Source organism: Micromonospora chokoriensis, from assembly GCF_900091505.1.
GTDB lineage: Bacteria > Actinomycetota > Actinomycetes > Mycobacteriales > Micromonosporaceae > Micromonospora > Micromonospora chokoriensis.
The window spans coordinates 1,277,899-1,300,291 of record NZ_LT607409.1 but is presented as its reverse complement, the minus strand read 5'-3'; the positions used below and the strand labels follow the sequence as shown (position 1 = coordinate 1,300,291).

General features: G+C 70.1%; 19 protein-coding genes and 2 tRNA genes. 16 read left to right on the top strand and 5 right to left on the bottom strand.

The window, feature by feature from the left end; genetic code table 11:
* Positions 1 to 385: 385 nt before the first annotated feature.
* Genes dnaN through GA0070612_RS06080 form a run of 4 tightly spaced genes read left to right on the top strand, consistent with a single transcriptional unit; the run spans position 386 to position 4,187 of the window.
* A complete protein-coding gene (gene dnaN / locus GA0070612_RS06095; RefSeq protein WP_088987037.1) occupies positions 386 to 1,519 on the top strand; it encodes a DNA polymerase III subunit beta in 1,134 nt (377 codons plus the stop codon).
* A 38-nt stretch (positions 1,520 to 1,557) separates the two neighbouring features.
* Positions 1,558 to 2,430: a phosphogluconate dehydrogenase (NAD(+)-dependent, decarboxylating) gene (gene gnd, locus GA0070612_RS06090; protein ID WP_088987036.1), complete on the top strand. Its 873-nt coding sequence runs from the start codon at positions 1,558 to 1,560 to the stop codon at positions 2,428 to 2,430.
* Between the two features lie 16 nt (positions 2,431 to 2,446).
* Positions 2,447 to 3,580, top strand: a complete 1,134-nt coding sequence (gene recF, locus GA0070612_RS06085) for a DNA replication/repair protein RecF (RefSeq protein WP_088987035.1) — start codon at positions 2,447 to 2,449, stop codon at positions 3,578 to 3,580.
* Positions 3,570 to 4,187, top strand: coding sequence for a DUF721 domain-containing protein (locus tag GA0070612_RS06080; protein ID WP_088987034.1), 618 nt, complete (start codon positions 3,570 to 3,572; stop codon positions 4,185 to 4,187). The genes recF and GA0070612_RS06080 overlap by 11 nt, the downstream gene beginning before the upstream one ends.
* Before the next feature lie 7 nt (positions 4,188 to 4,194).
* Here the strand turns inward: GA0070612_RS06080 and GA0070612_RS06075 are convergent, their stop codons facing one another.
* Positions 4,195 to 4,422 (bottom strand): hypothetical protein, encoded by a 228-nt coding sequence (locus tag GA0070612_RS06075; protein WP_088987033.1) that lies wholly within the window; start codon positions 4,420 to 4,422, stop codon positions 4,195 to 4,197.
* A 100-nt stretch (positions 4,423 to 4,522) separates the two neighbouring features.
* Between GA0070612_RS06075 and GA0070612_RS06070 the strand changes: the two genes are divergently transcribed.
* On the top strand, positions 4,523 to 5,020 hold the full coding sequence (locus tag GA0070612_RS06070) for a MarR family winged helix-turn-helix transcriptional regulator (protein ID WP_088987032.1): 498 nt from the start codon (positions 4,523 to 4,525) through the stop codon (positions 5,018 to 5,020).
* Here the strand turns inward: GA0070612_RS06070 and GA0070612_RS06065 are convergent.
* The gene (locus GA0070612_RS06065) at positions 5,005 to 5,559 is read right to left on the bottom strand and encodes a hypothetical protein (protein ID WP_088987031.1); all 555 of its coding nucleotides are present in this window, start codon (positions 5,557 to 5,559) and stop codon (positions 5,005 to 5,007) included. The genes GA0070612_RS06070 and GA0070612_RS06065 overlap by 16 nt on opposite strands.
* A gap of 516 nt (positions 5,560 to 6,075) precedes the next feature.
* Here GA0070612_RS06065 and gyrB point away from each other — a divergent pair.
* The 6 genes from gyrB (at position 6,076) to GA0070612_RS06040 (ending at position 12,100) form a co-directional block, all read left to right on the top strand.
* Positions 6,076 to 8,022, top strand: coding sequence for a DNA topoisomerase (ATP-hydrolyzing) subunit B (gene gyrB / locus GA0070612_RS06060; protein ID WP_088987030.1), 1,947 nt, complete (start codon positions 6,076 to 6,078; stop codon positions 8,020 to 8,022).
* Positions 8,023 to 8,154: 132 nt separating this feature from the next.
* Positions 8,155 to 10,677: a DNA gyrase subunit A gene (gene gyrA / locus GA0070612_RS06055; RefSeq protein WP_088987029.1), complete on the top strand. Its 2,523-nt coding sequence runs from the start codon at positions 8,155 to 8,157 to the stop codon at positions 10,675 to 10,677.
* 4 nt (positions 10,678 to 10,681) lie between these two features.
* Positions 10,682 to 11,590: a DUF3566 domain-containing protein gene (locus tag GA0070612_RS06050; protein ID WP_088987028.1), complete on the top strand. Its 909-nt coding sequence runs from the start codon at positions 10,682 to 10,684 to the stop codon at positions 11,588 to 11,590.
* A gap of 151 nt (positions 11,591 to 11,741) precedes the next feature.
* A tRNA-Ile gene (locus tag GA0070612_RS06045) sits at positions 11,742 to 11,815 on the top strand.
* 44 nt (positions 11,816 to 11,859) lie between these two features.
* Positions 11,860 to 11,988 carry a DLW-39 family protein gene (locus GA0070612_RS32410; protein ID WP_231924476.1) on the top strand — a complete coding sequence of 43 codons (129 nt, stop codon included), beginning with the start codon at positions 11,860 to 11,862 and terminating at the stop codon, positions 11,986 to 11,988.
* A 36-nt stretch (positions 11,989 to 12,024) separates the two neighbouring features.
* A tRNA-Ala gene (locus tag GA0070612_RS06040) sits at positions 12,025 to 12,100 on the top strand.
* Positions 12,101 to 12,939: 839 nt separating this feature from the next.
* Here GA0070612_RS06040 and GA0070612_RS06030 read toward each other — a convergent pair.
* Positions 12,940 to 13,281: a hypothetical protein gene (locus tag GA0070612_RS06030; RefSeq protein WP_088987026.1), complete on the bottom strand. Its 342-nt coding sequence runs from the start codon at positions 13,279 to 13,281 to the stop codon at positions 12,940 to 12,942.
* Between the two features lie 83 nt (positions 13,282 to 13,364).
* Here GA0070612_RS06030 and GA0070612_RS06025 point away from each other — a divergent pair, with 83 nt between their 5' ends.
* On the top strand, positions 13,365 to 13,625 hold the full coding sequence (locus tag GA0070612_RS06025) for a hypothetical protein (protein WP_088991298.1): 261 nt from the start codon (positions 13,365 to 13,367) through the stop codon (positions 13,623 to 13,625).
* 199 nt (positions 13,626 to 13,824) lie between these two features.
* Here GA0070612_RS06025 and GA0070612_RS06020 read toward each other — a convergent pair whose 3' ends face one another.
* The gene (locus GA0070612_RS06020) at positions 13,825 to 14,550 is read right to left on the bottom strand and encodes an LPXTG cell wall anchor domain-containing protein (RefSeq protein ID WP_088987025.1); all 726 of its coding nucleotides are present in this window, start codon (positions 14,548 to 14,550) and stop codon (positions 13,825 to 13,827) included.
* A 151-nt stretch (positions 14,551 to 14,701) separates the two neighbouring features.
* Here GA0070612_RS06020 and GA0070612_RS06015 point away from each other — a divergent pair, with 151 nt between their 5' ends.
* Positions 14,702 to 15,028: a zinc finger domain-containing protein gene (locus GA0070612_RS06015; protein WP_088987024.1), complete on the top strand. Its 327-nt coding sequence runs from the start codon at positions 14,702 to 14,704 to the stop codon at positions 15,026 to 15,028.
* A gap of 286 nt (positions 15,029 to 15,314) precedes the next feature.
* Here the strand turns inward: GA0070612_RS06015 and GA0070612_RS06010 are convergent, their stop codons facing one another.
* Complete coding sequence (locus tag GA0070612_RS06010; RefSeq protein WP_088987023.1) at positions 15,315 to 19,739, bottom strand: cation-translocating P-type ATPase; 4,425 nt, start codon at positions 19,737 to 19,739, stop codon at positions 15,315 to 15,317.
* A gap of 151 nt (positions 19,740 to 19,890) precedes the next feature.
* On the opposite strand from GA0070612_RS06010, the gene GA0070612_RS06005 reads away from it, so the two are divergent.
* From GA0070612_RS06005 to GA0070612_RS05995, 3 genes are read left to right on the top strand one after another with little or no spacing between them, the layout of a single operon-like run.
* Positions 19,891 to 20,151, top strand: coding sequence for a hypothetical protein (locus GA0070612_RS06005; RefSeq protein WP_088991297.1), 261 nt, complete (start codon positions 19,891 to 19,893; stop codon positions 20,149 to 20,151).
* 57 nt (positions 20,152 to 20,208) lie between these two features.
* Complete coding sequence (locus GA0070612_RS06000) at positions 20,209 to 21,600, top strand: MFS transporter (protein WP_088987022.1); 1,392 nt, start codon at positions 20,209 to 20,211, stop codon at positions 21,598 to 21,600.
* 51 nt (positions 21,601 to 21,651) lie between these two features.
* On the top strand, positions 21,652 to 22,305 hold the full coding sequence (locus GA0070612_RS05995) for a GAP family protein (RefSeq protein WP_088987021.1): 654 nt from the start codon (positions 21,652 to 21,654) through the stop codon (positions 22,303 to 22,305).
* The last annotated feature ends 88 nt before the right edge of the window (positions 22,306 to 22,393 follow it).

The window sequence follows — 22,393 nt, the reverse complement described above, 5'->3', positions numbered from 1 at the left end:
GGTGGACGACGGTGGACAACCGGTGGACGAGAGCGGGCTGTGGACACACGAGCAGGTTGTACCCCCGGTTCTCCACAGCTAAATCACCGGTGGATAACCTGTCTGAGCTGCGCAGACCTGGCTTTTCCACAGTTTGCACAGGTGCGATGAAGACGATGAGTTATCTCTTCTAAGAGAACAAAAACCAATCATCACCGTTGGGCTTTCTGTGGATCGGGCCGAACGCTGCCGGATCAACCGGTCAGCATCGACACGATCAGTGGGGTCGGGCGCACAGCCGATACCCCCGCGCCCTAAGGTGCGATGGGTACCCGCACGGTCGGGCGGGACGGTAGGCAGCGGTCGGCATGAGAGAGTTGTCGCTGACGTCGACGCGGAGGCATTGATGAAGTTCCGAGTGGAGCGCGACGCGCTCGCCGAGGCTGTGGCGTGGACCGCGAAGAGCCTGCCCAACCGGCCGTCCGTACCGGTGCTCGCCGGGGTGATGCTCCGGGTCACCGACGGCAACCTGCGGGTTTCCGGCTTCGACTACGAGGTTTCCAGCCAGGTGACCGTCGAGGTGCAGGGGGACGCCGACGGCGCCGCCCTGGTCTCCGGCCGCCTGCTCGCCGAGATCACCAAGGCGTTGCCGGCCAAGCCGGTGGACATCGCCGCGGTCGGCGCGCACCTCGAGTTGGTCTGCGGCAGCGCCCGGTTCACCCTTCCCACCATGCCGGTGGAGGACTACCCGGCACTGCCCGAGATGCCGCAGAGCGCCGGCACCGTCGACGCCGCCGCGTTCGCCACGGCGGTCTCCCAGGTGGCCATCGCGGCCGGCCGGGACGAGACCCTTCCGATGATGACCGGCGTCCGCGTCGAGCTCTCCGGCAGCACGCTCTCGATGCTCGCCACCGACCGCTACCGGTTGGCCCTGCGTGAGATCCAGTGGCGGCCGGACGACCCCGACGTGAGCATCAACGCCCTGGTGCCGGCCCGCACCCTGAACGACACCGCCAAGGCCCTCGGCCCGCTGGGTGGCGAGGTCACTCTCGCCCTGGCCCAGGGCGCCGCGGGCGAGGGCATGGTCGGCCTGGCGGGTGGCACCCGACGCACCACCAGCCGCCTGCTCGACGGTGCCAACTACCCGCCGGTCCGGTCGCTCTTCCCCGCCACCCACAACGCCGAGGCCCGGGTGCCGGTCAGCACCCTGATCGAGGTCGTCAAGCGGGTCGCGCTGGTTGCCGAGCGCACCACTCCGGTGCTGCTGAGCTTCAGCGCCGACGGCCTGGTGGTGGAGGCCGGTGGTTCCGAGGAGGCCCGCGCCAGCGAGGCGATGGAGGCCACCTTCACCGGTGACGCGCTGACCATCGGGTTCAACCCGCAGTACCTCATCGACGGCCTGGCAAACCTGGGATCCCAGACGGCCGTCCTGTCGTTCGTCGACGCCTTCAAGCCCGCCGTGATCTCCCCCGCCGGCGAGGATGGCGACGTCATTCCCGGGTACCGGTACCTCATCATGCCGATCCGCGTCTCTCGCTGATCGCGCCCAGCAACAAAAGATCCACGGAGGTACACCAGATGCAGCTCGGCCTAGTAGGACTCGGCCGTATGGGCGGCAACATGCGGGAGAGGTTGCGCGCCGCCGGTCACGAAGTCGTCGGATTCGACCACAACGCGCAGATCAGTGACGTCGCATCCATCGCGGGCCTGGCAGAGAAGCTCGAGTCGCCGCGCGCGGTCTGGGTCATGGTGCCCGCCGGCGTCACCGACGCGACCATCGACGAGCTGGCCGCGGTGCTCGGCGAGGGCGACATCATCATCGACGGTGGCAACTCTCGGTTCAGCGACGACGCGCCCCGGGCGGAACGGCTCAACGAGCGGGGCATCGGCTACCTCGACGTCGGCGTCTCCGGCGGCGTCTGGGGTCGGCAGAACGGCTACGGGCTGATGGTCGGTGGCGCCCAGGAGCACGTGGACCGGCTGATGCCGATCTTCGACGCGCTCAAGCCGGAGGGCGAGTTCGGCTTCGTGCACGCCGGGCCGGTCGGCGCCGGGCACTACTCGAAGATGGTGCACAACGGCATCGAGTACGGCCTGATGCACGCCTACGCCGAGGGCTACGAGCTGATGGCGGCCTCCGAGCTGGTGACCAACGTGCCGGGCGTCATCAAGTCCTGGCGGGAGGGCACCGTCGTCCGCTCCTGGCTGCTCGACCTGCTGGACCGCGCCCTCGACGAGGACCCGGAGCTGGCCGACCTGAGCGGCTACACCGAGGACACCGGCGAGGGTCGGTGGACTGTCGACGAGGCGGTCCGGCTGGCCGTCCCGCTGAATGTGATCACCGCTTCGCTGTTCGCCCGCTTCGCCTCGCGACAGGACGACTCGCCCGCCATGAAGGCCGTCTCCGCGCTGCGTCAGCAGTTCGGCGGACACGCCGTCCACAAGCGCTGAGCGGTATCGACATCCGGTGTACGTCCAACGGTTGGAACTGGTCGACTTCCGCTCGTACGAGCGGGTGGCCGTCGATCTCCAACCGGGGGCGAACGTCCTGATCGGCGCCAACGGGGTCGGCAAGACGAATCTCGTCGAGGCGTTGGGTTACGTGGCGACCCTGGACTCGCACCGGGTCGCCACCGACGCGCCACTCGTGCGGATGGGTGCCACGTCGGCGGTGATCCGTTGCGCGGTGGCGCACGACGGGCGGGAACTCCTGGTCGAGTTGGAGATCGTGCCCGGCAAGGCCAACCGTGCCCGGCTGGGCCGGTCGCCGGCGCGGCGGGCCCGGGACGTGCTCGGCGCCCTGCGACTCGTGCTCTTCGCCCCGGAGGACCTGGAGCTGGTCCGGGGCGATCCGGCCGAGCGCCGCCGCTACCTGGACGACCTGCTGGTCAGCCGCCAACCCCGGTACGCGGGTGTACGGGCCGACTACGAACGGGTGGTCAAGCAGCGCAACGCCCTGCTGCGCACCGCGTACCTGGCCCGCAAGACCGGCGGGTCGCGGGGCGGCGACCTGGGCACCCTCGCCGTCTGGGACACCCACCTGGCCCAGCACGGCGCGGAGTTGCTCGCCGGCCGCCTGGAGCTCGTCGCCGCGCTCACCCCGCACGTCGCGAAGGCGTACGACGCGGTGGCAGCCGGCCGGGGCGCCGCCAGCATCACCTACCGCCCCTCGATCGACCTGGCCGAGCCGACCACCGACCGGGCGGTGTTGGCGGAGGCTCTGGCCGCTGCTCTGGCCGCGTCCCGCTCCGCCGAGATCGAACGGGGCACCACCCTGGTCGGCCCGCACCGCGACGAACTGGCGCTGGCCCTCGGACCACTACCCGCCAAGGGGTACGCCAGCCACGGCGAGTCGTGGTCGTTTGCGCTCGCGCTGCGGCTGGCCGGCTATGACCTCCTGCGGGCCGACGGTATCGAGCCGGTGCTGGTGCTCGACGACGTCTTCGCCGAGTTGGACACCGGCCGCCGGGAGCGGCTCGCGGAGCTGGTCGGCGGGGCGAGTCAGCTGTTGGTCACCTGCGCGGTGGACGACGACGTGCCGGCAGCCCTGCGGGGCAGCCGCTACCGGGTGGGCGAAGGGACGGTACGCCGTGTCGAATGAGTCCGGCGCCAGCCGCCCGCAGCAGGGCGGAGGCGACGCCGCGGGTGCGCGTACCCCCGGGGGGGAGTCGACCGGCGGTGAGCCGGCGGCGGCCGCCACCGGGCCGGAGTTGGCTCGGGCGGTGCTCGACGCGGCGTTGTCCAAGCGGCAGGCGGCGGCTCGCGCGCGGCGTACCCCCGGGGGTGCGGGTGGCGACGCTGCCGGCGGCTCGGGGCGGCGGTTGCGGGGCTACTCCGGCCCGGGCCCCGACCCCCGCGATCCGCAGCCGCTCGGCGCGGTGCTGAACCGGTTGGTGAAGGCGCGTGGCTGGCAGCAGCCGGCGGCCGAGGCCACCGTGTTCGGTGCCTGGGAGCGGGTCGTCGGCGCGGAGGTCGCCCAGAACAGCCGCCCGGTCAAGCTGGAGAACGGTGAGCTGACCGTGGAGGCGCGGTCGACGGCGTGGGCCACGCAGCTACGGCTGCTGGCCGGCTCGCTGCTCAAGCAGATCGCCAGCGAGGTCGGCCACAACGTGGTGCGTAAGCTGCACATCCACGGACCGGCCGCGCCGTCGTGGTCGAAGGGGCCGCGCCGGGTGCGCGGGCGGGGCCCCCGCGACACGTACGGCTGATCGAGCCTCAGCCCCGTCGGTTGGCCTCGCGGGCGGCCCGCTTGAGTTCGCGTTGCTCCCGGGTGTAGCGCTTGCGTTCGGCCAGGTCCCGTTTCCACGCCTCGCGGGCCTCGGCGGAGCCGCCCTGCACCGCGCCCCGCACACCGTCGGCCGGGCCGGCGAGGTGGCGGAAGGCCCAGCTCAGGAGTCGACCGCCCTCGCCCGGAGCCCTGGTGACCGCGCCGTCGTCGCTCATCTGCCGCCCTCTCCCACGCTGTCCCGCTGAAGATTGGGACGCCAATAGTTGGTGTACCAATGATTGGTACGATAGCCATCGTGAGTGGGGAGGGCAACCGATGAGCGAGAGACCGCAGGGCGTCGACCCGTTGGCGCTGGAACAGCAGGTCTGCTTCGCCCTCTCGGTGGCCGCGCGCAGCGTGGTGGCGGTCTACCGGCCACTGCTGGAACCGATGGGGCTCACCCATCCGCAGTACCTGGTCATGTTGGCGCTCTGGCAGCACGCACCGTTGTCCGGCCGCGACCTCAGCCGCCTGTTGCAGCTTGATCCGGGCACGCTGTCACCCCTGCTCAAGCGGCTCGAAGCGGCCGGCTACCTGCGCCGGGAACGCGATCCCGTTGACGAGCGCAGCCTCGCCGTCACCCTGACCACCAGCGGTGCCGCGCTGCGCAGCCAGGCCGAGCTGATCCCGGCCGCGATCGTGCAGCGCCTCGGGCTGCCCGTCGAGGACCTGCAACACCTGCACGGGGTGCTCACCCAGCTGATCGCGGCGGCCAACCGACCGGCCGGCGGCGCACCGGCCGAGGAGACCGGTGCGGGTCAGGCGTCGGCGTAGACGGCGAAGCCGCGTTCCGCGCAGCGCCGGTAGAACGCCGCCAGCACGCCCAGCTCGGCACAGGTGAAGTTCCACTGCGGCGGGTCGCCGCGCTCGTCGCGCAGCGCGTCCAGCCGGCTCTCCAGCCATCGCAGCTGCTGCTCTGCCAGCCTGCCGTCGCCGAGCAGGGAACGCAGCACGGTGCTCACCGACTCGAAGGTGACCGCCTCGCCGTACGCGCGGTGCCCCGCGACGAACCTCTCGATCCCGCCGGCGATCCAGGAACAACCGTCCGGGTCGATCACCGGGTCCTCGTCCTCGGCGGCGGCGTCTGTGGCGTACAACACACCTTCCAGGCCGAGGAGCAGGTCCACCAACTCGGTGTACGCGGTCGCCCGGATGGTGCCGGTCTTCGCGATCAGCTCGGCCAGGGCAGCCGTCGGCGCGGAGATTCGCGGCAGGTCGACGATCTCGCCGAAGTCGACGAACTCGGCCGGCGCCACCGGATCGTAGAAGCGGCCGGTCCGCGGCCAGTGCACCGCGACGTTGTCCAGCCCCATCTGTCACCTCTTAGAGAGCACGTGTCGGGTCGATCGGGTCGATCGTCCCGGTTCCAGGCCGTAAAGATCAAGGCTGGTTCCGGGGCGCCGCAAACGTACGGCACGGACGCCCCGGCCGCGACCCCCGACCCGCCCGGGCGCGGGTCAACCCGCTCGGCGGCGGCGCGTGCGATCCGAGCCTGGCGTGTGGGGGGAGTCGTGGGCGATGGGGTTCTGCCGGCTATGGACATCTCAGCCGCCTCTCTGAGGGTGCCGAGTGGTGGTTCTGTCCCCCGGGCACAGTAGGATTGACAGCGAGACGAAGACTCGGTGCGGGGGACGGGGCCGGTGGCCCAGGTTCATTCTCCACGTCGGGTCGAGCCGATCGCGATCCGCGGGCAACCGCGGCGACCGGCGCGTTCGACCCGCTGTCCGGAGGTCTCCGGCACCGGTCCGCGCGCCGACGTCGCGTCCTGTCCGCCGAACCCGCGCCCGCTGCGCCCCACCGGCGCAGCTGACGCGAGAAAGTGGCCGAGGGTGGCAGCGCAGGAAAAGCAGGAGTACGGCGCAGAGTCGATCACCGTTCTCGAAGGGCTGGAGGCGGTCCGCAAGCGGCCCGGTATGTACATCGGGTCCACCGGCGAGCGCGGTCTGCACCACCTCGTCTGGGAGGTTGTGGACAACGCTGTCGACGAGGCGCTCGCCGGATACTGCGACACCATCGACGTGGTGCTGCTGGCCGACGGTGGTGTCCGGGTCACCGACAACGGCCGTGGCTTCCCGGTCGACCTCCACCCGAAGCTCAAGAAGCCGGGTGTCGAGGTCGCACTCACCGTGCTGCACGCGGGTGGCAAGTTCGACGGCAAGGCGTACGCGGTCTCCGGCGGTCTGCACGGCGTCGGCGTCTCCGTGGTGAACGCGCTCTCCACCCGGATGGCGGTGGAGATCCACAAGTCCGGGTTCGTCTGGCGGCAGCAGTACACCAACTCCAAGCCCAGCCCGCTGGAGAAGGGCGAGACCACCGACCGCAGCGGCTCGGCGGTGTCCTTCTGGCCCGACCCCGACGTGTTCGAGACCGTCGACTTCGACTTCCAGACCATCTACCGGCGACTCCAGGAGATGGCCTTCCTCAACCGCGCCCTGCGCATCCACCTGCTCGACGAGCGGGTCGCCGAGGAGGAGGACGGCCGGCAGCGCGAGGTCACCTTCTACTACGAGGGCGGCATCTCCGACTTCGTCCGGCACCTCAACGCCTCGAAGAACCCGATCCACAAGACGGTGGTCGAGTTCGGCGCCGAGGAAGAGGGCATGTCCGTCGAGATCGCCATGCAGTGGAACGAGTCGTACGGCGAGTCGGTCTACACGTTCGCCAACACGATCAACACGCACGAGGGCGGCACCCACGAGGAGGGCTTCCGGTCCGCGCTGACCAGCGTGGTCAACCGGTACGGCACCGACAAGAAGCTGCTCAAGGGCGACGAGAAGCTCTCCGGCGAGGACATCCGTGAGGGGCTCGCGGCGATCATCTCGGTCAAGTTGGCCAACCCGCAGTTCGAGGGACAGACGAAGACCAAGCTCGGCAACACCCCGGTGAAGAGCTTCGTGCAGCGGGTCTGCAACGAGTGGCTGGTCGACTGGTTCGACCGCAACCCGGCCGAGGCCAAGATGATCATTACGAAGGCCTCCCAGGCGGCCCGGGCCCGGATCGCCGCCCAGCAGGCGCGGAAGCTGGCCCGGCGCAAGTCGCTGCTGGAGTCCGGCTCGATGCCGGGCAAGCTGGCCGACTGCCAGTCCACCGACCCGCGCGAGTCCGAGGTGTTCATCGTCGAGGGCGACTCGGCCGGTGGCTCGGCCAAGCAGGGCCGCGACCCGCGGACCCAGGCGATCCTGCCGATCCGCGGCAAGATCCTCAACGTGGAGAAGGCCCGGATCGACCGGGTGCTGAAGAACAACGAGGTCCAGGCGCTGATCACCGCGCTGGGCACCGGCATCCACGACGACTTCGACATCGAGAAGCTGCGGTACCACAAGATCGTGCTGATGGCCGACGCGGACGTCGACGGCCAGCACATTCAGACGCTGCTGCTCACCCTGCTGTTCCGCTTCATGCGTCCGCTCGTCGAGCTGGGGCACGTCTACCTGGCCGCTCCACCGCTCTACAAGATCAAGTGGAACAAGAAGGGCGACGACGCGCAGTACGCGTACTCCGACCGTGAGCGGGACGGGCTGATCGCGCTGCGCCAGCAGAAGAAGGCCAACGCCAAGCCGGACGACATCCAGCGCTTCAAGGGCCTCGGCGAGATGAACTATCCCGAGCTGTGGGAAACAACGATGAACCCGGCGACGCGTACCCTGCGTCAGGTCACTCTCGACGACGCGGCGACCGCCGACGAGTTGTTCAGTGTGCTGATGGGTGAGGACGTCGAGGCGCGCCGGTCGTTCATCCAGCGCAACGCCAAGGACGTCCGGTTCCTGGATATCTGACGGACCGCGCCGGATCCGCTGGGCAACGCCCGGTCGATCCGGCGCGGTCCACAGAGTTATCCACAGCTTGGCCGGTATCCACAGCGGTTATCCACAGCATAAAAACGACTCTGAGTCTGATAAGGGTATACAGTGACCGATTCTCCCGAGTCCACACCGAACGAGCCTGAGGTCCCCGCCGAGGCCATCGCCGCGGTGGTCGCGCACGACCGGATCGAACCGGTCGGGCTCGAGGTGGAGATGCAGCGCTCCTACCTCGACTACGCGATGAGCGTCATCGTCGGGCGCGCGCTGCCGGACGTCCGGGACGGGCTCAAGCCGGTCCACCGCAAGATCCTCTATGCGATGTTCGACTCCGGCTACCGCCCGGACCGCGGCTACGTGAAGTGCTCCCGCGTCGTCGGCGACGTGATGGGCCAGTTCCACCCGCACGGCGACTCGGCGATCTACGACGCGCTGGTCCGGATGGCGCAGCCCTGGTCACTGCGGTACCCGCTGGTCGACGGCAACGGCAACTTCGGCTCGCCGGGTAATGATCCGGCTGCCGCCATGAGATATACGGAATGCAAGCTCGACCCGCTCGCCATGGAGATGCTGCGCGACATCGACGAGGACACCGTCGACCTGCAGGACAACTACGACGGCCGGGCCAAGGAGCCCACGATCCTGCCGTCGCGGATCCCCAACCTGCTGGTGAACGGCTCCGAGGGCATCGCGGTCGGCATGGCCACCAAGATTCCGCCGCACAACCTGCGCGAGATCGGCGCGGCCGTGCAGTGGTGCCTGGAGCACCCGGAGGAGGACGAGGAGACCACCCTCGAGGCGCTGCTCGGCATCGTCAAGGGCCCGGACTTCCCCACCCACGGTCTGATCGTCGGCACGACGGCGATCCAGGACGCCTACCGCACGGGTCGGGGCTCGATTCGGATGCGCGCCGTGGTGGAGGTCGAGGAGGACAAGCGAGGCCGTCCCTGCCTGGTCGTCAGCGAGCTGCCCTACCAGGTCAACCCGGACAATCTCGCCGAGCGGATCGCTGAGCTGATCAAGGAGGGCAAGCTCGCCGGCATCGCCGACATCCGCGACGAGTCCTCCGGTCGTACCGGTATGCGGATCGTGCTGGTGCTCAAGCGCGACGCTGTCGCGAAGGTCGTGCTGAACAACCTGTACAAGCACACCCAGCTCCAGGAGACCTTCGGCGCCAACATGCTGGCGCTTGTCGACGGGGTGCCGCGCACGCTCAACCTGGCCCAGTTCATCCGCTACTACGTCGAGCACCAGATCGACGTGATCCGCCGGCGGACGGCGTTCCGGCTCCGCAAGGCCGAGGAGCGGGCGCACATCCTGCGGGGTCTGTCCAAGGCGCTGGACGCCCTGGACGAGGTGATCGCGCTCATCCGGCGTTCGCCGACCGTGGAGGACGCGCGGCAGGGCCTGATCCGGCTGCTGGACATCGACGAGATCCAGGCGACCGCGATCCTGGACATGCAGCTGCGTCGTCTCGCCGCGTTGGAGCGGCAGCGGATCCTCGACGACCTGGCCAAGCTTGAGATCGAGATCGCCGACCTGAAGGACATCCTCGCCAAGCCGGAGCGGCAGCGGAAGATCGTCTCGGAGGAGCTGGGCGAGATCGTCGCCAAGTGGGGCGACGATCGGCGTACGCAGATCATCCCGTTCGACGGCGAGGTCTCGATGGAGGACCTCATCGCGCGCGAGGACGTGGTCGTGACGATCACCCGCACCGGGTACGCCAAGCGGACCAAGGTCGATCTCTACCGCTCCCAGCGGCGCGGCGGCAAGGGCGTCAGTGGCGCTACGCTGCGGCAGGACGACATCGTCAGCCACTTCTTCGTATGCTCGACCCACGACTGGATCTTGTTCTTCACGAACAAGGGGCGTGTGTACCGGGCCAAGGCGTACGAGTTGCCGGAGGCCAGTAGGGTAGCCAAGGGCCAACACGTGGCCAACCTGCTCGCCTTCCAACCGGACGAGCAGATAGCGCAGATCATTGAGATCCCGAACTACCAGGTAGCCCCCTATCTGGTACTGGCCACGAAGAACGGCCTGGTGAAGAAGACGCGGCTCGAGGAGTTCGACTCCAACCGTTCCGGCGGCATCATCGCGATCAACCTGCGCGATGAGGACGAGCTGGTCGGTGCTGCGTTGGTCGCGCCGGAGAACGACCTGCTGCTGGTCTCCAAGAAGGCGCAGGCGATCCGGTTCAACGCCTCGGACGAGGCGTTGCGGCCGATGGGCCGGGCCACCTCGGGCGTGATCGGCATGCGCTTCACGGACGACGACGTCCTGCTCGCCATGGAGGTCGTCCGGGAGGGTCTGGACGTTCTGGTGGCCACGAACGGGGGATACGCGAAGCGGACCCCGATCGAGGAATACCCGGTGCAGGGCCGGGGAGGTAAGGGCGTGTTGACTGCGAAGATCACCGAACGGCGCGGTGGTCTGGTCGGCGCGGTGGTGATCGATCCGGACGACGAGCTGTTCGCGATCACCAGCAATGGTGGTGTCATTCGGACTCCGGTGAAGCCTGTACGCCGTACGCGTGACCGGAACACAATGGGGGTCAAGCTGATGGACCTCCCGGACGGCGTGACTATCGTGGCGATTGCTCGCAATGCCGACGAGCCTGACGAACAGGACTAGTTGAATGACGGAGACACAGGCGAAGTCGGGGAACACGGGGACCTCGGCCAACCCGGTCGACGAGGAGGCCGCCAAAGGCGGCACACCAGCGACCGGCCGCGCGGCCGTGGGCCGGGCGACGGTCCCTGCCGACGCGCCTGCCCCGAAATTCACCAGGGCTCCAGGCATGACACCCCCGCCGGAGCCGCCCGCTGAGGACGCTGGGTCGGCCGACAAGACCGAAGCCTCCGGCACCGACGCGCCGAAGTCGTCCACCGCCGCCACCCCCTCGGGTTCGGCGACGGCGTCTTCGGCCCGTCCGGCGACCACCCAGCCGATCACCGTGCGGCCCGGTCCGGCGGCGTCGACCGGGTCGACCGGCACCCAGCCGCGGATCACACCGGGCATGACGCAGCCCGAGACCGCTCGTACCGCCGCTGCCGGCCGCCCGGCCAGCGGTGGTGGTCTGCCCCCGGGCATCGGCAACGCGTCCGCCGTCGGGGCAGCCCGGGTCGGTGACGCGGTACGCGCTGCGCGTACCGCGGTGAGCTCGGCCGCCTCCCGCGGGCCGCGCCGGGCCCGACTGAACCTGAAGCGGATCGACCCCTGGTCCGTGATGAAGTTCGCGTTCGCCGTCTCGGTGGTGCTCTTCATCGTCGTGGTGGTCGCCACGTCGGTGCTCTACCTGGCGTTGGACGCGATGGGCGTGTTCCAGAGCGTCAACGAGAGCCTGAGTGACCTGGTGAACGCCGGCGGTGGGCAGAGCACCAGCGGCTTCCAGATCACCGCCAAGGGCGTGATCCTCAGTTCGGCGCTGATCGGCCTGGTCAACGTGGTGTTGTTCACCGCGCTGGCCACGCTGGGAGCGTTCGTCTACAACGTCTGCGCCGACCTGGTCGGTGGGATCGAGCTGACCCTCGCCGAGCGGGACTGAGCGACCGGGGCGCCGGGGCACCGCGAAATGCGGTCGCTCCGGCGTCCCGTAATCGGGTAGGTTTTGGCAGGCGGCGACGGCCCGGCTCGCAGGTTCGGACCCCGATTTGGGGCCGGCAGAGCGGATGGGTTAATCTTGCTCGTCGCAACGCGGGGCTATAGCTCAGTCGGTTAGAGCGCAGAGCTGATAACTCTGAGGTCGATGGTTCGATTCCATCTAGCCCCACCGCATTGTCGTCCGACGGTAGTCGAGCACGAGGGGTCGCCCCAATGTTCAAGAAGCTGCTGATTGTGGCTGGCGTCGTCGGCGTGGCCGCCGTCGTGTTCAACAAGATCAAGGCCTCGAACGACGAGCGTGCCCTGTGGCACGAGGCGACCACCGCGCCCGACCTGCGCTGACGTCCGGCCGGCGACGAGCATTCGACGCCCACGCACGGGGCCCTAGCTCAACTGGCAGAGCACTGCCTTTGCAAGGCAGGGGTTAGGGGTTCGAGTCCCCTGGGCTCCACCAATACCGCCTCTGATCAGGCGAATTCTCATCGCGAGATCAACGGGCACAGGTCAGTCATGATCTTGTGGCCGGATGGTCGCCCTGTTGACACGTTCCACCGCTGGGCTCAGGACCGAGCCAAGCGTCATGGATGCCGGCTACTCTGCGATAGCTTGTCGTGCCACCAGACCGCGTGGACATCGGTGACCACCAGGGCGACGCCGTCGCGGACGTGGTCGACCTGCAATGGACCTGATTCCAGCTTGTTGGGCGGCATGGCGGCCCCTGACATCTGGGCCCGGTAGGCGCGCCACTGACTCACCATCTCGTCACGGCGATCGGCGGCAAGCACTCGGCGTAGCCCGGACCCGGCGCCGGTTCGACCAAGCAGCCGTCGGATTGCCGGACGGATGGGCGGTGCGGTGCTGGACGTGCCGCGCGGTGGTTCCGAAGCGAGTGGATGACGGCCGTACACGGTCCGTCGCGGGGCTTTAGCCCCTCGGCGGGGTGAGGGGCTCGGTTGCCTCATTCGTAGTGGTGGCGGCACTGTGCGATCGGCGCGGGCGTAGCGGGAGCGGATCACTGGTGATCGTGGCGAAGTGGTTCGCATGGTGGTACCTCCCGGCCCACCAGCACCTTCCCCGGTTGATTCTGGTTGCGTAGTGCAACCAACGCGGCCCGGCCTCGGCTCTGCTGGCGACCTTCGGCCGGCACCGGTCGGCCACGCCTGGGGTCGGAGACCGCCGGCGAGGAGATCCGCTCCACCGCTGGCGCACCATCGCGTTGCACCTTCTGCGGGCTGGCCGACGGACAGGCTGACCTGGGATCCGCCGACACCACCAGTCGTCCGCGAGCTCCTGCTAACCCCCAGGCCGCTTCCGATCCCGGCGAATGAGCAGCACGAACACGGCAGCACTGACCAATGACAGTGCCGCCATGAGAAGCCCGCCTGACTGCTTATCCGACGGGCCGGCGAGGATGGCTACAGCGAGCACGCCGGTGATGATCGAAATGACTGCTGACATTCCCCGGTTGACCAGCCGATGATGTCGGCGGTCGGACGCAAGCATGGCCGCGCGCTCCGCTTCGCTTCGATCGGCCACCCCGAAGCGCGACGGATAACCCATCAAGAAGAGAACCCCGAGCCCCGAGATGATGACGGTGGCCACAAGGATCGACGTCAGTACGGCGGTGAGTTCCATCCTGGACCAGCGTACCGGCGGGGTTGGCGCCGGGCTCTCCCGAACCGACGGTGTCGACCCTGGTTGAGGTCTACCATCGCCGGATGCAGGACGGCGGCAGCAGCGGGGCCATCTGGCGCGAAGAGGTGGCGAGCAGAGCGCCGCTGGCTCGCGACGCCCAGGCGCTCGGTCGGCTGATCGAGCACGACCAGGACCCGGCCGAGGTTGCCTACCACGAGGCGTTCGCGGACCCGGATGCGCAGGCGCTGGACGATGCGCAGCGGTCCTACGCCGGGCAATACCTCCGCAGGTTGCGGCGGCTTGACGAGCGACGCAAGCACGCCCCGAGCAGCCGTGGGGAATGACGGCTGCACCGCTCACGGCTCGTCGCAGGCCGCGAGTCCCGCGTCGAGTGCGGCCAGGAAGTCCAGCGGGTGGGGTGCGCAGCCGGTCGCAGGCGGCAGCCGAGCGGCGGCCTGTCCAACTGTGACCAGTCGCCGCCGTCAGGGCACGCAAGGACGCGCCCGGCTCGATGCTTCATCGAGCCGGGCGCGTCGAGTGGGGCTACGCGACGAAGCGGGAGCGGCGTCGGCGCCCAATCAGGAAGCCGATGCCACCGAGGAGCAGGAGCACAGCGCCAACGCTGGCCACGATGGCGGTGTTGGCGCCGGTCTTGGGCAGCCCACCGCCCTCGCCACCGGCACCCAGGCTGGCGGAAGCGGTAGGCGTCGCGGCACCGGTCGGCGTGGTGCTGGGGGTGGCGCTCGGCGTGACGCTGGGCGATGCGCTCGGCGTCGGGGTGGGCTGGGACGCGCAGTCGAGCTCGCGCGCGGTGTACACGCCGTCATTGAGGTAGGCCAGGAGGGCATCGGCGGACCCGTTGTCGAGCGTCACCTGTGCGGCCTTCTTCACGTTGACGCCGGCGCCCGTCATCGACTGGTTCACCTTGATCCGCAGATCAGTCGTCCAGACGTTCGGCACGCCCTTCTTGAGGAATGCCCGGAGTTCCTCGGGGGTGCCCTTCAGTCGCTGCTCAACGGTGTCCTGCAGACCGGCCAACTTGTCGACCTTGGCCCAGTGTAGGAGCTGGGCGGTCAATACCCGGATCTCCTGATCGGTCGGGGTGTCCAGGTCAACGGCGACGATCTTGCGGACGTCCTGGTACACCTTGCGCTCGACCGTCTGACAGGCCGCGTCCTTCCCGGGCGATTCGAACTGGGCGGCCGCCGGTGCCGCCGGAACCAGAAAGGCCAGCGCGATCAGGGCGCCAGCCGGGATCTTCCACCGCATGTAGATGTTTCCTCCCCGTGATAGATCAAAGCAGGGGGATGTTATCCGGACCACGTCGACGATGCTGAGGGCTCTGTCGCATCGACAGTAGCGACTGGCGCCCCGGTGGGGTGCTGACGTTTACGCGGACCGGACGCGGGGATCCGCGATCGTGCGGATTGACGTGAACGAGCCGAATTCGGTCGAACAGTTCTGGGACGGGATGCGCGAGGCGGCTGCCGCAGCTACACGGCATCAGGACGACGACCTGTACGAGGCGATCGTCAAGATTGGCAGATCCGCTCTGGCGCAGGGTGTGGAGCTGGTGCCGTCGAGCGGGTTCTTTCTCCTGTGTCCAGTGTGTAGTGCCCTGTCGGGCCAACGCTGCATCAACGTGCCCGGCCATCCGCTGGACGACAGCCGGCTTCATGCGGAGCGCGTGGAGCTGGCCGGTAAGGCGATCAGAGGGGAAGTGCCTCTCCCCAGGCCGCTGCGGTAAAGGCCTGTCGGGTCGTGCGTCGCACTTGTCATGATCCGCGGATGGATGAGCAGCGAGCCCCTGTCACCGTGCACGTCTACTGTTGTCGCCGGCATCAGTACGCCTGCCGGTGGGGGCGGCTTGCGGTCATCGGTGATGCCCATCAGGACCAGCAGGCTGCACGGCAGCAGCAGCGCCAACGGGAGGGACGGCCAGGCCTTCGGACGAGTCCCGTTGTCCAGGAACGACGGCATGCCGTCAGGCTAGCCAGCGAGATCAACGATGTTCGTCATTGCGGTGTGGGTGGTTAGTCCGCGTGCTCGGTCTCGGGCACGGACGCGGCGGCGGCGGGTCGTGCTTCCGGCAGGTGTTCCATCAGCCTGGTGAGCGCGCCGTTGGCGAAGGTGGCGCCGAGCGCCGACCCGGCCCCGATGGTCCAACCGACCGGCCCGAGCGGGGTGCAACCGAAGAACTGGCTCACCCCCGGCGTCTGCACCACCACGGCCAGCACTCCCAGCGACGCCGCCGTCGACGCCAGCACGGTCGGGCTGGTGCCCCCGGCCAGGACGGTCTGGCCGAGCTGGGTGCCGACCAGCGACACCAGGGCGACCGTTCCGGCCCGCTGCCGACGGCCGGTGTACCGAGCCAACGTCCAACCCGTCGTCGCGCCCAGCGTGGTGGCTGCCGCCCGCAATCCGATCTCCCTGGTGAGGCTCTCCCCGAGCGCCATGTCCGGGCCCTCCCGGAGCAGCCTGTCGGTGCGGTCCGACGCGGGTGGCCGGACCGCGATGGCCAGCGCCGGTGCCAGGTCGGTGAGCAGGTTGACCAGTAGCAGTTGTCGGCCGGTCAGCGCGGAACGACCGGTCGCCGCGGCGGTGAGCACGCTGAACGCGATCTCGCCCAGGTTGCCGCCGACCAGGATGCTGAGCGCGTGGCGCACCGACGACCACATCGCCCGCCCCTCCACCAGGGTCGCGATGATGGTCTCCAACCGGTCGTCGGTGACCACCAGGTCGGCGGCGGCACGCGCCGCCGGGGTGCCCCGTTGACCGAGGGCGATGCCGACGTCGGCCAGCCGGATCGCCGGAGCGTCGTTGGCACCGTCACCGGTCATCGCGACGGTTCGTCCGCACTTCTGCAACGCCTGGATGATCCGCACCTTGTGCGCCGGGGTGCAGCGGGCCACCACGTCGGTGTTGGCCAGCCGGTCGGCGAGCGCATCGTCGTCCAGTTGGTCGAGTTCACCGGCGGTGACCACGCGTTGCTCGTCGTGCTCGCTGATGGTGGCGGCGATCGCCTCGGCGGTGGCCGGATGATCACCAGTGATCATGATGGTGTGCACGCCGGCCTGCCGGATCCGGCGCACCGCCGGGGCAGCGCTCTCCCGGACTCCGTCCGCGAGGGCCAGGAAACCCACGAAGGTCAGCCCTCGCACGTTGGAGTCGGTCACCTTCGGGTCGTCCACGGGACATTCCGCGACGGCCAGGATCCGGTTGCCCGCCCCGGCCCGGTCGGCGAGCATCCGCTCCAACTCCGCGCGCCCGGCGTCGTCCAACGGCTGCTGGGTGCCGTCCATGCGCCGCGCCGAACACCGCGGCAGCACCGTCTCCGGAGCACCCTTGACGCTCAACAGCAGCCGACCGTCGGTCTCGCCGACGCTCGCGTGGTAGCCGCGGGACGGCTCGAACGGCAGCCCTCCGTTCGCCCGCCAACCGGGAGCGCCCGTCTGCTCCACCACCCCGGCCTCCCCGGCACCCCGCCGGACCGCCCGGTCCGTCTGCAACGCCAACTCCTCCGGATTCGCCGCGGCGGGGGTGGCCCGCAACGCCGCAGCCAGCGTCAACTGGAGGCGGTCGTCCAACCGGTCCACCGGGGCGTACCGGTCACCGGAACTGTCACCGACCCCGGCCAGCAGCAGCTGCCCCTCGGTGAGCGTGCCGGTCTTGTCGAAGCAGAGCACGTCCACCCGACCCAACGCCTCGATGGTGCGCGGGTTGCGCACCAACGCGCCGTGCTCGGCGAGACGTCGGGCAGCCGCCAGCTGCGCCGCACTCACCAGGAACGGCAGCCCCTCCGGCACCGACGCCACGGCGAGGTTCGCGGCGGTCGCCGCCGTTTCCGCCAGGGGTACGCCCCGAAGCAGCCCCGCACCCGCCACCGCCACCGCCGAGCCGGCGGCCAACGGGATGGCGGTGCTGGTCAACGAGCCGAGCCGGGCTTCCACCCCGCTGGTCGGCGGAGCCTGCCGGACCAGCGCGAGGCTGCGGCCGGATTCGGTGTCCGATCCGGTCGCCACCACCACGGCGGTGCCGTGTCCGGCGGCGACCGTCGTCCCCTCGTACAGCATCGAGTGACGGTCGGCGATCGCGGCGGCCACCACCGGCCGGTTGGACTTGGCGACCGGCAACGACTCGCCGGTCAGGGAGGACTCGTCGGCCTCCAGGCCCACTGATTCGAGCACCCGGCAGTCGGCGGGCACCGAGTCGCCGGGTTCGAGGGTGATGACGTCCCCGAGGACCAGGTCTCCGGCGGCGACCACCTGCTCGGCACCGTCCCGACGGACCCGCGCCGTCACCGCCGAACGGGACAGCAACTCCGCCAGCGACCGTTCCGTGTTCCGTTCGTGCACCGCGCCGATCAGGGCGGAACCACCGACGACGCTGCCCACCAGCGCGGCGTCGACGAGCGACCCGAAGGAGGCGGAGAGCACCGCACCGGCGGCCAGCACCGGGGTCAACGGGTTGGACAACTCCTCCACGAAGGCGCGCAGCAGACCACCGGATCCGGGCCCGGAGGCCCCGTCACCCGCCGACCCGTGGTGCCGGCGCTGGGCCTCCGCGCCGGTCAGACCGTCAGGGGTGCTGTGCAGATGGTCGAGAACGGTACTGACGGGCATCAGATGCCAGGCGGTCGTGACCGGTGCCGGGGTGCCCGACTGGTCGTGCAGCCGGCGGGCCTGCCAGACTCCGTTCGCGAAGGCCAACCCGGCAGCACCGTTGACGGCGACCAGCGCCTTGTGCGGCAACTGCGTCGGTGGGGCGGTGAACGCGCCGAGCGCCCCGAGACCGCTGCCGGCCATGGACAGCCGGATGTTCTGCTTCGCCGTGCGCCGGGCGACCCCGGTCGCCTCGATCACCAGGGCCACCACCCGCAGGTCGCCGCCGACCAGCAGGTGCGCGCCCCACGGCGGCAGGTCCTCCGGGTCGGTGGTGAACCCCAGACCACAGTCGGACGCGGCGAGCGCCTTCCGGTCCGCGGAAACCACCATCACCACCGCGCCGTCGCGCTGAAGCGCGCGTACCGACTCGGTCAACCGGTCAGCGCCCGGCAGCAGCGCGTCGGCGAAGGCGTACCGCTGCTCGTCCCCACCCGCGACGACCAGCCGCAGACCGGCCCTGCGGGCGGCGGCCGGCAGACCGTCGACGCCGGGCGCGGGCTCCGGTTCCACCCGCAACAGCGCGGCCAGCCGGTCCCGGTGTGCCAGGCCGAGAAGTTGACCCCCGGCGGATCGCAGGCGGTTGCCGTCCGGGATGTCCCCATCGCCGTTGGCGGGCATCTGGTCGAGCGGTCCGAGCCGCCACTCGTCGGCCGTGCGGGACGCGGCCGGGTGGTCCGGGTCGAACAGCCCGAAGGCCCGCTCCGCCACCTCGTCGACGTCCGCTCCGGTCGCCGGCGCCAGATCGGCCAGTACGCCCCGGTCGGAGCCGAGCACTGCCGCGTCCAACACGAGCGTGTCGATCCGGTCCAGTTCCCGCAGCACGCTGCGGTCCATCGCGATCACGCCACGCCGGGCCAGCATCCAGCCGAGCTGGGCGGCGTACCCCTCGCGTCCACTGCCGGGTGCCTTGGGCAGGGCGGCGAGGCCCAGCGCGGTGGCCCGCTTGGGCCCGGCGAACGGCATGGCCGCCGCTCCGGCCGCCGCGCCCGCGGCGAGCATCTTGTTGATGTACCGCTCGACGGGGCCGTCCGGCTTCGGCCGGGGACGGTCGATCACCGGCCACCGGGCCGTGGCACGGTCCGCGGCACCGGTCAGCCGTGGCTCGGCGCGCTCCCAGGCGGAGAGTTGGGCCCGCGCCTCGCCCCACTGCACCACCCGCTGGGCACCGTCCAGGACGATCCCGGTCCAGCGACCGGTCAAGCCCTGCACCACCGCCTCGGCCAGGGGGAACAGGATGTCGGCGCGTGGGTCGGAGCGCAGTCGTTTGCCGACGAACTCGTGCACCTTCGGCTGTAGATCCACGGCGGCCAGCAGACCGGAGACCTCCCCGGGCAGCGGCGCGAACGGCAGGATCCGGGTGGCCGCCGAGATGGTGAGGCCCAGCGCGTCCGAGGCGAGCCCGCCGAGGGTGCGCGGAGTTCGGGGCCCCTCCTCCGGTGGGTGCGGCGGCGGGATCTCCGGGTCGGGCTCGTGGTCGCAGGTCTGCTCGACCCGGCTGATCGTCTCGATCAGGTCGCGCATCGCCGGCTCGGGGTTCTGGACGGCGACCACCACCCGGCCGGACGGGGCGTTGACCCGGGCCCAGGCCACTCCCGGCATCCGCTCCAGCGCGTCCTCCACCTGGCGCGCCAACCGGTTGCCGCCGTCCTGGCACACGCCGTGGACCTCGATGTGGTGTCGGCCCGGTCGCGACCAGACCCGGCGACGGCTCAGGCCCACGGTTCGGGCCAGCCGGGTCGCGGCCGAGTTGACGGTCCGTGCCGCCTCGCCGAACAGGTGCGGCACGCCGGCCATCTCGTCCTCCCACCGCCTCGCGTCCGGCGGCCTGGCTTCCCGACCTGCCGTCCGTTATGCCCCTTCAGTGGCTGAAATTTCCGCCGCGGCTGGCGCATGGACGGGGTGGGGTGTGGAATCCGGCGACATCACCGGACACGGGGAGGCCGGAATGAGCACGCTGACACGACACCTCAACGGCTCGCGCGAGAACGTCAGGATGTACCAGCGACGGGTCGAGCTCCCGATGCTGGGCGAGGTGGCGGTGCCACCACCGGACAAGGTCGTCTACTACGCCGGGCTCGGGGTGTTGGCCGCGCTCCAGGTCATCGAGTGGCCGATCGCCCTGGTGATCACCGCCGGTCACCTGCTGGCCGACCAGCATTTTTCCGGCCTGGTGCGCGGGGTCGGGGAGGCGTTGCAGGACGCCTGAGAGAGCCGGATCACCAGGGTTTGACATGAATCAGGGTTGAGGTCGCATCCTCGGTGGATGTCGAGCACACCAACAGCCACAGCCGTACCCGCAGCACAGGGGCTGTTCGCGCCTCAACTGCGGGCGATGACGGTGGGCAGCGTCGCGTTGATCTCGTTGCTCGCGTTCGAGGCGTTGGCTGTCGGTACGGCGATGCCCACCGTCGCCCGGAGCCTGGACGGGCTGGCGCTGTACGGGATCGCGTTCGGAGGATCGTTCGCCACCGGTGTGCTGGCCATGGTGGTGTCCGGCATCTGGTGCGACGCCCGGGGGCCTCGTGGACCGATGTGGCATGGCGTCGCCTGGTTCGTGGTCGGGTTGCTGATCGCCGGGACCGCCCCCGTGATGAGTGCGCTGGTCGTCGGGCGGGCGGTGCAGGGCTTCGGCTCCGGGCTGCTCTCGGTGGCGCTCTACGTGATCGTCGGGCAGGCGTACCCGCAGGACCTGCACCGGAAGATCTTCGCGGCGTTCGCGGCGGCGTGGGTCGTACCGTCGCTGGTGGGGCCCGCGGTCGCCGGCCTGATCGTGCAGTACCTGGGCTGGCGGTGGGTCTTCCTGGCGGTCCCGGCGGTGGCCGTGCCGGCGGTCCTGTTGATCCATCCGGGCCTCCGGTCGCTGGGCCGGAGCACGACGACCGGTCCGCCGGCCGGTGCGGCGGTGCGGATCGCCTGGGCGTTCGGTGCCGCGGTGAGTGCCGCACTGCTGCACATCGGGGGTCAGCAGCGCGGCGTCTCCGCCCTGGTGCTGATCATGGTCGCGGTGGTCGGTCTGCTGGTCTGCGCCCCGCGTCTGTTGCCGGCCGGGTTCCTCCGGGCGGCCCGGGGTCTGCCGACCGTCGTCGGGTTGCGTGGTTTGGCGTCGGCGGCGTTCGTGGGCGCCGAGGTCGTCATCCCGTTGATGCTCTCCCGAGAGCGGGGCCTCTCGCCGACCGCGGCCGGTCTGGTCCTCACGGTCGGGGCGTTGGCCTGGTCGGTGGGCTCCTGGTTGCAGGGTCGGATTCCGGTGCCGGCCTCCCGGGCCAGCCTGCCGCGCGCCGGGTTGACCTGCATCACCGTCGGCACCGCCACGGTGGCGCTGGCCGTTCGGCCGGAGCTGCCGGTGGGCGTCGCCGTGCTGGGCTGGGCGGTCGCCGGTGTCGGCATGGGTCTGCTCTACCCGTCGTTGTCGGTGCTCACCCTGGAGTTGTCCGCCCCGGGTGAACAGGGTCGCAACAGTTCGTCGCTGCAACTGGGCGACTCGCTCTTCGCGGCGACCGTGCTGGCGCTGACCGGGGCCGTGCTGGCAGCGGGTAGCGCGCCCGGCCCGGCGAGTTACACGCTGACTCTGGTGGTGGCGGCGGGCCTCGCGCTGCTCGGGGCGCTGCTGGCCGGCCGGGTCGTGGTGGGCGGGAGTACCCGACCGCTCGGGTGATCCGGGGAAACGGCCGCATCCGACCCGGTCGGGCCGGGAGGATGACGGGCGATGAACCTCCTGACCATCCTGCCGCTCGCCGTGGTGATGGTCGCCGGATCCCAACTGGTCGTGGCGGTGTTCCTCGCTTCGTCGAACCGGCCCCGGGCGGCGTCGCTGGGCTTCCTCGGCGGCGCCGGGCTGGTGGTCATGGCCGGAGTGACGGTGAGCTGGCTGCTGACCCGTTGGGTGGGTGGCCTGGCCGCCGACGCCAGCGCCGTCGCCGGAAAGGTCGACCGTGGACCCGCCATCGACCTGGTGGTTCTCGCGCTGCTGGTCTGCCTGGCCGTGGTGGTGTGGGTACGGCGTGACCGCTCCGGGCCACCGAGGTGGCTGGGCGGCATCGAGCGTGCCGAACCCCGTCAGGCGATGCGGCTGGGCGCGTTGCTCTTCGTGGTGACACCTACCGACGATCTGACCATGGCCGCCGTCGGCGCGAGCGTGGCCCGGCATAACCTGCCGTGGTGGCACCTGGTGCCGTTCGTGCTGCTCACCGTGCTGCTACTCGCCCTGCCCCTGCTGGCGTTGCTGCTGCTCGGGGACAGGGCGGCGCGGACGCTGGCCCGGATGCGCGAGTGGGCCGAGGGACACGCCTGGATCGTCAACGAGATCGTGATCGCGTTCTTCGCGCTGTTGACAGTGCTGGACCTGATCCGTTCCGGGTGAGCCGCCGCACTCCCGGTCACGGGAGCGCTGCCTGTGCCGTCGACACCGCGTGGGCCGACGGCTCATCGATCAGACGGGCCGCGGCTCG

Coding starts and splice junctions, on each gene's coding strand:
- dnaN (WP_088987037.1), top strand. CDS start 386: ATGAAGTTCCGAGTGGAGCGCGACGCGCTCGCCGAGGCTGTGGCGTGG.
- gnd (WP_088987036.1), top strand. CDS start 1,558: ATGCAGCTCGGCCTAGTAGGACTCGGCCGTATGGGCGGCAACATGCGG.
- GA0070612_RS06075 (WP_088987033.1), bottom strand. CDS start 4,422: ATGAGCGACGACGGCGCGGTCACCAGGGCTCCGGGCGAGGGCGGTCGA.
- GA0070612_RS06070 (WP_088987032.1), top strand. CDS start 4,523: ATGAGCGAGAGACCGCAGGGCGTCGACCCGTTGGCGCTGGAACAGCAG.
- GA0070612_RS06065 (WP_088987031.1), bottom strand. CDS start 5,559: ATGGGGCTGGACAACGTCGCGGTGCACTGGCCGCGGACCGGCCGCTTC.
- GA0070612_RS06050 (WP_088987028.1), top strand. CDS start 10,682: ATGACGGAGACACAGGCGAAGTCGGGGAACACGGGGACCTCGGCCAAC.
- GA0070612_RS32410 (WP_231924476.1), top strand. CDS start 11,860: ATGTTCAAGAAGCTGCTGATTGTGGCTGGCGTCGTCGGCGTGGCCGCC.
- GA0070612_RS06030 (WP_088987026.1), bottom strand. CDS start 13,281: ATGGAACTCACCGCCGTACTGACGTCGATCCTTGTGGCCACCGTCATC.
- GA0070612_RS06025 (WP_088991298.1), top strand. CDS start 13,365: ATGCAGGACGGCGGCAGCAGCGGGGCCATCTGGCGCGAAGAGGTGGCG.
- GA0070612_RS06020 (WP_088987025.1), bottom strand. CDS start 14,550: ATGCGGTGGAAGATCCCGGCTGGCGCCCTGATCGCGCTGGCCTTTCTG.
- GA0070612_RS06010 (WP_088987023.1), bottom strand. CDS start 19,739: ATGGCCGGCGTGCCGCACCTGTTCGGCGAGGCGGCACGGACCGTCAAC.
- GA0070612_RS06005 (WP_088991297.1), top strand. CDS start 19,891: ATGAGCACGCTGACACGACACCTCAACGGCTCGCGCGAGAACGTCAGG.
- GA0070612_RS06000 (WP_088987022.1), top strand. CDS start 20,209: ATGTCGAGCACACCAACAGCCACAGCCGTACCCGCAGCACAGGGGCTG.
- GA0070612_RS05995 (WP_088987021.1), top strand. CDS start 21,652: ATGAACCTCCTGACCATCCTGCCGCTCGCCGTGGTGATGGTCGCCGGA.